Genomic DNA, 11,793 nt, shown 5'->3' with positions numbered 1-11,793 from the left:
GATCAGTGATTTTAAATACGCTTACATTAACACAATAATTTGTATAATTTCAATATATCAACTGTAAATAGGCTTGTGACAAGCAATTACAAAAACAAGCTTTTTATATTTATTTAGTTAAAATATTATACTTTAAAAGTTTTGATCTTAGTCCGTCACATAACTCGTTTTCGAAGGCACTTAAATCTTTTCCGTCACGATATAATGCTAGCATCTGAGCAAGGTCACCAACAATGTATGACGGATCGCATTCTTGCCCCTTACTCTGTTGACTAGGATGAATTACACAAAAGGAGTGCACCCTCTCATGTATTAATGTATTGAGAATCGAATACTTCGTTCTATCTAGGTTGTGTTTATTAAGTTTTGTAGATTTAATGCATTTATTAGTCACAGCGGTTGTACTTGAAAATGGATTCCATTTACTCCATAAAAATACCTCGTCTATATTATAAACCCCAACTGTTTTGTATTGATCTATTAACCAACTCCCATTATTGCTATAATTTGAGAGTTCTTCTGGGTTGACATAGTCTAATCTACCATTGCTCCAGTCAATACTATTCTCGTAATCCATTTCTTTAATAATTTTATAAAACAAATCATCGTCAAGCACTGCTTGCTGCATTTTAACTGCTTCAACAACATTTGTATTTTCAGATCCTTTTGTTATGGCGCAACTTTGAATTACCAAAACAAAAACTAGTAATTTACTATAATAGTTCATATTTTATTTATTTAATATATTTTCGATTTATACTTATTGTTTGTTTTTAGGGTCTGAAATAGATATAGTGAAAATATTAAAACCTACTCCTAAACCAAACCAAAGGTTGCCATTACTTTTCCATTGATAATTAGATTGATTATTTATTTGATCGACTCCAGCATATAGGCCTATTTGCACTTTTTTGTATTGAAGCATTAAGCCACTAAACATTGTCAACGTAGCAACATCCTGAGATTCACCTCCTGTAATACCCAAAGCGTTTTCTGAGTTTAAACCCACACTACTTATACCTGCACCTAATTGTGCATTTAGGGATGAACCAAATACATCGAAGATTCTGATATTAACAGTAGTACTAAGATTAAATTCTATGTCAAATGAGAAGTCATCTTGTGGTCTTGCTCTAAATGGTAGCGTTATCAAACCTACACTAATTCTATCATCAAATTGAAAGGATTGAGCAAAGGCATTAAAGTCTTTTAGAGAGATGGTATAGACTTTATTATTGTAATAATCACTTTTAAGTTTTTCGCTCGACCTACTAGCAAGTAATTTTTCTTTTTGTTTTTCAGTTTTAGTTTTAAAAGATAATGCTATGAGTTTTACCTCTGTATTCGATAGTTCTAAAATTCTAAATATGATTCCAGATTCAAGATGATTTACTGTTTTTTCAGAATTTGAATCATCGGAATATATAGAAACCACTGCGTCATTAACAGGCACAGTATTATTTAGTTTAATTAAATCACCTACTTTGAAATTTTGTGCTGTAATAGTAACGGCAAAAACATGAAGAAAAATTAAAAAGACGTATTTAGTTCTCATAATCTGGTTGGTTATTTAGTTAGTAGTAAATATTAATAATATCGCCAAAATTCACCTAATAAAGTGGATTCATCCTAATAGGTTAATTCGGTTGATGTGGTTAGTCATTGCTCATCCTTGTTTTTTATAAATTTCCGAAATTCTTGTGCATATTTAAGTTATTTGCTCTGAGTTACAATTATTTGAAAAAAAATAACTTGAAGCCAGGTATTGGACTAACTATACAACTATAGTCTCCGACAAAACCACAGACACAGGCCTATGATCACTAGTACATGTATGGCCATTAGAACCAGCATTGGCACGTTCAAAAATCTCATGTTCCACCTTCCCCGCTTTAGCATTTACCTTCAATGGAAAACTACCATCACAAAGCGGTTGGCTCATTAATATATGGTCTAAAAGTAATGGGTTATTCTTGGCAGATAAACCAAGTATAGGATCTCTATATTTTGCCGTCCACCTCAACTCAGCAGAATAATCAAACAACGCATGATTAAAGTACTGTTCAGCCAGCATAACATCACCTTGCAAGTTTTGAATAAGATCAAAAAAGAGGTATTGGGTTTCAAAAAAATCTTGTCCAGGCCCATCATTACAATCGCCTAATATTATAATTCCGGGAGCTTCCAATTGATTAAATTTAGCGTTTATATAATGTCTAATATTGCGGGCTTGGGTCGCTAGTTTAACTCTAGCTTTTAATGCGGTTTCAATATATTTACCAGTAAGATTACCATTGTTATCTCTGGTAATACGGTTTAAATTTATTTTAGATTTGAGATGCACACCAATGCACTCAATCTCTTGACCATTATCACATTGGTAAATGAGCACTTGCGGGTGCCGGTAATGCTTATAATTATCCGGCTCAATCTTACCCCAATAATTCACACGCCAGCGATCGGCACCGATAAAAGCTTGCCATACCGAAGCTTCCTGTAAACGGCACCTATCAGCAATTTCCGGTTTTACCAAATACCATAACCACTGCGTACCTCCCATATGATTACCATAAGCGCGATCACAATCACCAACGTGGTCATGGCCTCCTTTAAGCAGTACAGGAAGCCATTGGTTATTGAGGATAAGATCACAAAACTTCAGGATATCCGCTTCACCTTTTGGACCTTCAACTATTAAGAGAATATCTGGATTAATATGTCGTATAGTTTCTTCTACCCTACGGATTCTATCCACCACAGAGTCAGTTGGCTGATCAACGATTAATGCTTTAGCATGTTCTATATTCCAAGTAGAAATTTTTAAAGGCATAACTTAGTGGGTTGATTAGTAGTTCTTATTAACAATAAACACTATAGCTACCAACATCCAATTTTTTGGATACTGTAAAACTATCGTGTATCAACAACGAACTATGTAGTTCTGTGTTACTAAGGACATAACACTCAGGGAATTGAACTTAAGTTAAACCATTTTTCAAAACGGCTGTAAGAAAATCAGATGAAGTGTTAAAATCTACTATAAAGTGTAATTTTTCGGTAAGTTCACTATAGTTTTTTTATGAAAATAAAGAAGACTAGTAAATAATAGCAACTATATAAGGAACCCCAAAATTCCGACAGCGTCGGAACCAAGGATTTTCAGAAATGATGAGCTCTGAACAATCTTAACCGATTATTTATTGTAAAAAATAAAGCCTTCGATATCAATTACCGAAGGCTTTAGAAATTAGATTTAGAAAAGAATTTAGTTCACAATTAAATTATAAGAAGTAACTAAAAATTGTTCATTATCTGGAGAGGTTTTTCTAGCATATATTTCGATATAATCATTCTGAACAACATTAACAGTTCCGATAATTGAAACCGATTGTCTAGAATTAGTTTCTATCACATCTACTATGGCTTCTGTTCCGGTCACTTTAGTACCGTTTTTATAAATAGAGAAGGCCAAACGGGTTCCGGCGGTAGCAGTAAACGAAGTTGTTGCATAAATATTTAAGGCGCGTCTTGTTTCACCTTTATATATAATACGGTTTTCACTATTAACACCCGTACCTTCTGCCATTCTAAAAAGTCTTATCGCTTCTGTATTCACAGGTAGTTTGAAAGGGGTAGCATTAGTGATATCAACAATAGGAGCTGGACTAGACTCGTCATAATACAAGTTACCTGAACTAGCATCGTCATTTTCTCTAGGAATTCCAGGTGCACTAACAGACCAGTCACTATTAAAGTTATAATCTAGATAAGATCCTGTAGCATAACCATTAATATATTCTGAAGGCGCCGTAGTTGTCCCTGAAAAAACAGTTCCCTGCAAGATACCAGTACCAACGTTAAGACTAGCATCACTAACGTCCATAGCGACATCAGAGCCATCTACTGTACTAAAACCACTCACTTTTTCTATTAGCCCAAAGTTACCCGAAAAGGTTTCAAAAGTTCCGTTGTTGCTACTTAACCATGCTTGGTTATTCAATAATAAATTGCCAATTTCAGAATAAGTAATTCCATTTGTATTATTTATAAACTGAATAATATTACCAAAAACTAATCCTAGTCCTGAAATGCTTCCTACACTTGAGGACATACCATCGATAATTATATTCTGTACAATAAGCGATGAAGAAGTGGCTAACCCTGGACCGGTAATTTCAAAAGCTTTAGTTCCTTTTAGTGTTACATTTCTGATACCACCACCAGTACTACCTTTAAAAACAACTCCTGTTGCTAAAAGCACATCTTCATTAGCATCTAAGCCAGAAATGTAGGCGTTATTTAAATCAATAGGCGATGATAATGTTATCGTTCCGTTGATTTCATAATAGGTGTTTTCTTCTAGTTGATAACTAGAGCCTCCACCTGCAGTTAATTCTGGAGCCAAATCGTCTGCAGATTTTATGAGTTTGTAATTATTTCTTTTAACGGAGTTGTTATTCGCTAATTCTACCCAAGAGCTAGTTGTAGAATTATAAAAATAAAACGCCTTTAAATTCGTGTCAAAAACTAATAGACTTTCTGCGGGACTAGCAATTGCTTCGCGTTCTAAGGTTGTCATACGTGGCGCTAACAACCCCTTATTGTTAGATTGTAAGTCCAAAAGCGATGATGCATTTGGTTCATCCGTGCCAATGCCTACTTGTGCAGTGGATAATCCAGTAACGGTAAGTAAAAAACTAAATAGTAATGTTTTAAAATGTTTCATAATTTAGAGGTGTGAGTTTAATGTATATTTGGGATAAATGAATAGTTTCATCTCGAAGATGATTGTTTTTATTTTTCTGAGTACTAATCTGACACTCATTCAAAACGGCCTTAAAAAGACCATATTTGGTTATATTTTGTTTTTATAAGTAATCCACCATTTTAATAATATATAATAGCAGGGTAAAAACATTAGCATAACTAATAGGCATAAAAGCGTAAATTAAAATTTATTTAAAAATCACTTTCTTTGTTTGCTGTTGTGCGTTATTATATAACTTAACGACGTAGATGCCTTGACTTAAACTTGCTACATCAATTTCGTTGCTATCTGAGGCTTCCTTTAAGATAGAAGAAAGCACTAAACGGCCTTGTATATCATAAACCGAGACTTGAGTATCTGCCAAAAGTAGTCCATTAATTTGAAGCGTTTGGTCGCTTGCCAATATTTGCAAAACATCCGTATTTATAACAGTAGTGGACAGTGCACGGTCTTCAAATCTAAGATAAAATCGTCCTGTACCAGAAATAGCATTATTAGCGGTAAACGAATAGCTATTAGTATTTAATAAGGTAAAGGTATTGGCTTTGGTGTCTTCTATATAAACATCAAATTCATTTATCAATGTATTTGCCTCTATACTGAAGATAATTTCCTGTCCTTGTGCTGCCTTTAACCCTAAAGGAATACTAATATCATTGAGATCATTTAGTCCAAGACTTTGAATAGCCATATTCTTACCAAGGTTATTTTCGACCAAATGTGAATAAACCATCAGATTATTATCACCATAAAGGGCTGCATCGTAGCCAGGATCTAAACCTTGAGATGAATTCGCATTAAAATAAATTTCTGTAGCAAACTTATCCGTACCATTTTCAACTTTAAGACGTAGCATTTGATTTTGATTGGCATTTCTACCTAATATAAAATCATCTGTGCCTTCATAAATTCTCATAGCTGTAGTAAAGCTTAACTGATTTGTAGAATCTATAGGATCGTTTGCTACTAAAAATCCTTGACCAGGCGCAATATTTACGTCTGTATTGGTTAATGCGTTAATTATTGTAAAATTACCAAAGGTCCCAGCACCGGTGTCCGTATTGGTTCCACTATTATAAGCATAAATCGCTTGTGCGCTAGGATCTAAAACCTCAGAATTTGCAGATAGAAAAGCCTGAGAATCTATATACGTCGTATAGGGATTACCTACTGAGTTCCATGAATTATTATTTGTAGATATTTCAACGGTTTCAGATGCTATAGTTGCCGTACCAGTAAACCTTACGGTCTGTCCGTTATAGCTTGCAGCTCTATAGCCTACTCCCCTTTTAAGTATTACACCGCCATCAGTCATGGCATTATAATTGGTGTAAGATCGATTAGAATTATTATAAGGGCCGAAGGCAAATATCGTAGGCACGGACGGTGCATTAGGTATAATCAATGAATTTATGTTAGTACCATCTGTATACGTTAAAAATTCAGAAAACGTAGCGTCGGCTGATGTCTTTACAGGTAAAGAAATTAAATCGTTACCAACACCTTGGCTTGATGAACCAATTTTGTTAACATAACGATCATAATTTACAACTGTAGTAGGATCTAATTCGTCGTTTAGAAATAAGCATGCAAAGCGATCGGATGTGGATTTAAGGTTTATTTCTGATGCAGAAACTTCTGTGCCTGATGACACGATAACTGTGGTACCAGCACTTATATGCACAGTACTAGATAAATCTTGAGCTATTGTAGTATAACAAAAAGCTACAGCTAATGCTGTAAAGTAAAATTTTTTCATTTTTTAGTAAATTTGGGATTACAAAGAAACGAGTTAAACCGTAAATATTCAAATCATTATCAAAAAGTTATCATTTTTTTTTATTTACATTTCATAAATATTTGCTTTAAACGTAAGAAAAATTACAACTGTAATGTAATCCATTGAAATAAAATATCTAAGATAATATACGACCTTTTATATAGAATTCCTTCGCAAAAAATGAATCAAAAAAATAAGAAAAATATTACTTTAACAAAAGTAAAAACTTCTGTTTTAAACTGAAATAATCCCCCAAAGAATGCAAAAGCCAGCTATTAAGACCCAGTTTTATTAAACAAAACGTGAAGCGTCAGGTAAATTAAATCATTTTCTTTTAATTCTAAAAAGTACATTATACACAAAAAATACACTTTATCGGATTTATTTGCGTTTTAAAGATTAATAACGTATGTTTGTCGAAGAATTTAGTCTTAAACGGAGAAAACCAAAAATAAAGGTCTATACCAATTTTGTTAAAAGACCGCATTTACTTTCGATTGTAATTTATTTTGTCGCGAGCATTATTTTACTCAAGATTTAAATTCATTTGAATTTACAGTCACTAGAAAATTAACTATAAATCTGGATGAAAATTCGGAATAATTTTGATAGTAAGACTGATTAAGATGACGAAATCTTTTTAATTGACGATTGTTCTGATATTTCAATTATATATAGGTTGGAATCAAAATAGTCTATTAATTAAATATTTTTTAAACAAGAGAATATTGCTTTAGATTACGAGGCAATTGATATTTAACGTTCAGCGCGAGATATGTTATTAAAAACTAGAATTTATATAATAAAGTTAAAACCGAAAATGTTGCTGAAATGAGCAAAAATATAATAATGAGTTAGTTGATTGTTTGTTTATATCAAATGAATTTTATCATTTGGTAATTAGTTAGTGATTAGAAAGTCCCAGTTTTATGATGTTTACTGGGGCTTTCTTTATTTTAACAATCTTTCAAGTTCTTTAAATTCTACTTTATGCTGTTCTCCAGAGTTCATGTTTTTCAAGGTGAAAACTTCAGATTTTAATTCCTCTTCTCCAACTAAAACCACAAACGGTATATTACGACGGTTTGCATAATTCATTTGCTTCTTCATTTTTGCCGCATCAGGATACAATTCTGCTTTTAATCCGTTTTGTCTCAATTTAGTAACGGTTTGCAAACAAGCCATAGCTTCGTTCTCCCCAAAATTAATGAACAGTACTTTTGTAGAATCAGCAATAGTATCTGGGAACAAACCCAATTCTTCCAACACCAAATAAATGCGATCCAGTCCAAAGCTAATACCGACTCCACTCATGTCTTTAAGACCAAAGATTCCTGTGAGATCATCGTAGCGTCCACCGCCACCAATTGAACCCATCTTTACATCCTTGGGTGCAGAAACCTCAAATATAGCTCCTGTATAATAGTTTAAACCTCTTGCTAATGTAACATCTAATTGTAAGGTTGCCGTTTTCAATTTTAAGTTTGAAATCGCTGTATTAATAAATTCAAGTTCTTCAATGCCTTTTAATCCAATTTCAGACGAACTTAAAATCGCTTTTAAACTTTCTATTTGATTTCCAAAATCTCCTTTTAATATAAACAACGGTTGAAGCTTAGAAATACCGTCTTCAGAAATACCTTTACTTTGCATTTCTTCTTTAACCTTCTCCTCACCTATTTTATCTAGCTTATCTAAAGCGACCGTAAAATCAATCAATTTATCTTGTGCACCAATCACCTCTGCAATTCCCGATAAGATTTTACGATTATTAATTTTAATGGTAACACCTTCTAGATTTAAAGCTGAAAAAACCGCGTCATATAATTGTATAAATTCGACTTCTTGAAATAAAGACGTAGATCCCACAACATCGGCATCACACTGAAAAAACTCTCTAAAACGTCCTTTTTGCGGACGGTCTGCACGCCAAACAGGTTGAATTTGGTAACGTTTGAAAGGGAATTCGATTTCGTTTTGGTGCTGTACCACGTATCTTGCGAAAGGAACTGTAAGATCATAGCGAAGCGCTTTTTCTGAAATCTTAGATGTTAATACTCCTTCAGATTTAGAGTTATAATCGTTATCCGAGATTTTTTTCAAAAACTCGCCACTATTCAAAATCTTAAAAATTAAGCGATCTCCTTCATCACCATATTTTCCCATTAAGGTATCCGAGTTTTCAAAACTTGGGGTTTCAATCGGTTGAAATCCATAAACTTGAAACTGCGCTTTTATCGTTTCCATGATATAGGAACGCTTCGCCACTTCTTCTGCGTTAAAATCTCTTGTGCCTTTTGGTATACTTGGTTTTTGTGCCATGTTTACTTTCCACAAAAGTGGAAATCTTATTTAGTGAAACTTCTATTAATTTGAACTCAACTGTTATATTGAGTACAGCCGATATATTTTTATTTTCCTCACACAAACACTTCGACTTCGCTCAGTGTGACTCGATAATAAAAACTCAAAGTTTCTATTATCGAGTCACAAAAATATTATAATTTTCAGAGGTCTTATAAAGATATCTTCATTTTATAGTAACTTTATCGTGTTTAAGTAGTCTTATACTTTTAAACAACCCAACTAACTTGAAATATAACTATGTTTTCATTAGCTAGAGAGAATATTAGAATTGCGTTCGATTCTATAAAAAGTCAATTATTACGTACCATTTTAACGGTTTTAATTATCGCTATTGGTATTATGGCTTTGGTCGGAATTCTAAGTGGTGTGTCTGCATTAGAAAATACGATTACTAGTAATTTTTCTTCTATGGGCTCTAATACGTTCAATTTTCAACGCTACGAATTTACTAACCAACGTCAGAGTAGTAGAGAACGCCAGAAGGTAAATCCGGTTATCGACTATCGGGATGTCAAGGATTTTGAAGATAATTATAACTTCCCTTTCACTACGGTTGCCGTTTCATTTACAGGAACGATGACTGCTGAAGTAAAATATGACAGTAAAAAAACAGATCCTGAAGTTGGCGTTTTTGGTGCTAATGAGTTTTACATTGAAAATTCAGGGTTAGAAATTGAAAATGGGCGTTCGTTGAATGTATTTGATGTAGACAATAGTAATGCCGTGTGTGTGATTGGTAGCGATTTACAAAAGGCGTTGTTTCCTGTCGAAAATCCAGTGAACAAAACCATAAGTATTAGAGGTTCTAAATTTAAAGTGGTTGGCGTATTAAAAGAGAAAGGTTCTACATTTGGCAATAACCAAGATTTACGTGTATTTATTCCTATACAGAAAGCCCGCTCTATATTTACCAATCCCAATATTAACTATAGCTTGAGTGTAAAAGTAGACAAGAATGATATGCTTGAAGCCGCTCAAGAAGATGCTATTTTAACCTTTCGTAATATTAGAGGTCTTAATCCTGTTGAAGACAATGATTTCGGTATAGAACGCAGTGAAGATCTATTAAACCAAGTCGCACAAAATACGGCTGCACTTTATGTGGCGGCATGGATCATTAGCATCATTACTATATTCGGATCTACGATTGCTTTGATGAATATTATGTTGGTTTCCGTTAGTGAGCGAACTCGAGAAATTGGTGTTAGAAAAGCGCTTGGCGCTAAAAGTAAAACCATTGCATTTCAGTTTTTTATGGAAACAATTATCATTGGTCAGCTTGGAGGTATTTTAGGTACCATTCTAGGGATTTTAATCGGCCTAGCCGTTGCTAATGGTTTTGACCTTGAATTTTCAACTCCTTGGGTCGCGATGATTTGGGCGACGAGTATTGCTTTTATTGTAGCTGTAGTTTCTGGATTGTATCCGGCTACAAAAGCGGCGAAGTTAGATCCTATTGAGAGTCTGCGTTATGAGTAGCTAAATTCTTGCGAAGGTAGGAATCTTAAAAGAAATTTTCCTTTTATAGTTAGAGTTTAATTTTGTATAATTATGAAATAGTTAAAATTAAATTACAATGAAAAAAATTCTAATGTCAATAATAATTACAACCTTTCTTTATTCTTGTAGTTCTGATAGTAATGAAAATATTAATCAAAACTCTAGTTATTATAGATTAGTTGAAAAAACGGAAATTAGCAATGATGGAGATATTGAAACTACGAATTATGAATACTATTCGAATGGAAATTTAAGACGGATAATAAACGATACCTATTCTGGTACATATATTGGGGATTATATATATGACAATGAAGACCTGCTGATAAAAACAGATTATGGAGAATGGTTTTCTACTTATTCATATAACTCATCAGGTCTAATTGAAATCGCTACAAACTCACCGGATGAAGAAGGAATCATAACTACTAGAGAGTACACTTACAATAGTCTTGGCCAAAAAACAATAGATATTCAATATGATAATAATATATATTGTTGTGAAACTGAATTTGTGTATAATTCAAATGGTAATATTTCTGAAATAAACAGCACAGATGGAGAAGGTGGAGGCAGTTCAACAGGTTTTACATATGACAACAAAAAACGACCTGAATTTGCTATGGGACTAACTGACGCTAGTTTTTGGATTGATGAAAGAGCTAACCAAAATAACATATTAGATAACGGAAATGGAGCAACAACAACTTATGAATATAATGACCAAGGCTACCCAACAAAATCAACTATCGTATTTAATTTCATGGGCAATATAATCACCAATGTAATCAATTATCAATATGAAACTATTGAATTTTAATTGTATTCAAAAAAAAATAAAAAGATAAAAGAAGCTAAAAATGATCAACTGCCTTTGCAGTTGGTGTGTGTTACCCCTTCACCAAATTAGCAAAATAATTAAACAGTTCTCCTTTGGTGATATTCGCACCAGACTGAATCATTTTGAAAATATCTAAATGCTTATCTTCCGAGTAATCTTTTTTCGCATTAAAAAATTCTACAGAATCCGATAATAAATTATCCCTTAACCAATTAAACCCTTCTTTAGTGGTAAGATCTATTTCTGATTTATCTATGCGTAAAGCGATTAATCGCATACTTTTTTCGTTACATTGAAAAAGATGGATTTGTTGTGCTGAAATATGCTCGAGATATTCGACTTTACTCAAGACACCGAGCCAAACTAAATCACTAAAAACATCTAATTCTTGCTCAGCCGTTTCTGGTTTATTCTTTTTTATATCTTCCCACTCTTCACCTGTTATCGATTGTGTAGCTAGAAAATTGATAAATTCTTTGTGTAATTCTTCGAATTGTTCTTTGGTTAATCTTGAATATTTCATGTTCAGTAAATTAT

Annotated in this window: 9 protein-coding genes; 2 read left to right on the top strand and 7 right to left on the bottom strand. The window is 33.2% G+C overall.

Annotated features, from left to right (window positions below; translation table 11 throughout):
* Positions 1-109: 109 nt before the first annotated feature.
* From QMA06_RS10115 to hisS, 6 genes are all read right to left on the bottom strand, one after another.
* A complete protein-coding gene (locus tag QMA06_RS10115; RefSeq protein WP_290206732.1) occupies positions 110-727 on the bottom strand; it encodes a hypothetical protein in 618 nt (205 codons plus the stop codon).
* 33 nt (positions 728-760) lie between these two features.
* Positions 761-1,555: a hypothetical protein gene (locus tag QMA06_RS10110; protein WP_290206731.1), complete on the bottom strand. Its 795-nt coding sequence runs from the start codon at positions 1,553-1,555 to the stop codon at positions 761-763.
* A 219-nt stretch (positions 1,556-1,774) separates the two neighbouring features.
* Entirely contained in the window at positions 1,775-2,830 is a 1,056-nt protein-coding gene (locus QMA06_RS10105; RefSeq protein WP_290206730.1) for a hypothetical protein, read from the bottom strand.
* 435 nt (positions 2,831-3,265) lie between these two features.
* Positions 3,266-4,726, bottom strand: coding sequence for a hypothetical protein (locus tag QMA06_RS10100; RefSeq protein ID WP_290206729.1), 1,461 nt, complete (start codon positions 4,724-4,726; stop codon positions 3,266-3,268).
* Between the two features lie 229 nt (positions 4,727-4,955).
* Positions 4,956-6,527, bottom strand: coding sequence for a T9SS type A sorting domain-containing protein (locus QMA06_RS10095; RefSeq protein WP_290206728.1), 1,572 nt, complete (start codon positions 6,525-6,527; stop codon positions 4,956-4,958).
* Between the two features lie 972 nt (positions 6,528-7,499).
* Positions 7,500-8,870 (bottom strand): histidine--tRNA ligase, encoded by a 1,371-nt coding sequence (gene hisS / locus QMA06_RS10090; RefSeq protein ID WP_290206727.1) that lies wholly within the window; start codon positions 8,868-8,870, stop codon positions 7,500-7,502.
* Positions 8,871-9,152: 282 nt separating this feature from the next.
* Between hisS and QMA06_RS10085 the strand changes: the two genes are divergently transcribed.
* Together QMA06_RS10085 and QMA06_RS10080 are read left to right on the top strand one after the other, a co-directional pair.
* A complete protein-coding gene (locus QMA06_RS10085; protein WP_290206726.1) occupies positions 9,153-10,394 on the top strand; it encodes an ABC transporter permease in 1,242 nt (413 codons plus the stop codon).
* A 97-nt stretch (positions 10,395-10,491) separates the two neighbouring features.
* Positions 10,492-11,235, top strand: a complete 744-nt coding sequence (locus QMA06_RS10080) for a hypothetical protein (protein ID WP_290206725.1) — start codon at positions 10,492-10,494, stop codon at positions 11,233-11,235.
* A 70-nt stretch (positions 11,236-11,305) separates the two neighbouring features.
* Here QMA06_RS10080 and QMA06_RS10075 read toward each other — a convergent pair whose 3' ends face one another.
* Entirely contained in the window at positions 11,306-11,779 is a 474-nt protein-coding gene (locus tag QMA06_RS10075; protein WP_290206724.1) for a DUF6495 family protein, read from the bottom strand.
* Positions 11,780-11,793 lie beyond the last annotated feature (14 nt).

This window comes from Winogradskyella bathintestinalis, from assembly GCF_030407435.1.
Lineage (GTDB): Bacteria > Bacteroidota > Bacteroidia > Flavobacteriales > Flavobacteriaceae > Winogradskyella > Winogradskyella bathintestinalis.
Note: the sequence above shows the minus strand (reverse complement) of the source record. Positions and strands in the feature narration are given on the sequence as shown.

Coding starts and splice junctions, on each gene's coding strand:
- QMA06_RS10105 (WP_290206730.1), bottom strand. CDS start 2,830: ATGCCTTTAAAAATTTCTACTTGGAATATAGAACATGCTAAAGCATTA.
- QMA06_RS10075 (WP_290206724.1), bottom strand. CDS start 11,779: ATGAAATATTCAAGATTAACCAAAGAACAATTCGAAGAATTACACAAA.
- QMA06_RS10095 (WP_290206728.1), bottom strand. CDS start 6,527: ATGAAAAAATTTTACTTTACAGCATTAGCTGTAGCTTTTTGTTATACT.
- QMA06_RS10085 (WP_290206726.1), top strand. CDS start 9,153: ATGTTTTCATTAGCTAGAGAGAATATTAGAATTGCGTTCGATTCTATA.
- QMA06_RS10080 (WP_290206725.1), top strand. CDS start 10,492: ATGAAAAAAATTCTAATGTCAATAATAATTACAACCTTTCTTTATTCT.
- QMA06_RS10110 (WP_290206731.1), bottom strand. CDS start 1,555: ATGAGAACTAAATACGTCTTTTTAATTTTTCTTCATGTTTTTGCCGTT.
- QMA06_RS10115 (WP_290206732.1), bottom strand. CDS start 727: ATGAACTATTATAGTAAATTACTAGTTTTTGTTTTGGTAATTCAAAGT.
- hisS (WP_290206727.1), bottom strand. CDS start 8,870: ATGGCACAAAAACCAAGTATACCAAAAGGCACAAGAGATTTTAACGCA.
- QMA06_RS10100 (WP_290206729.1), bottom strand. CDS start 4,726: ATGAAACATTTTAAAACATTACTATTTAGTTTTTTACTTACCGTTACT.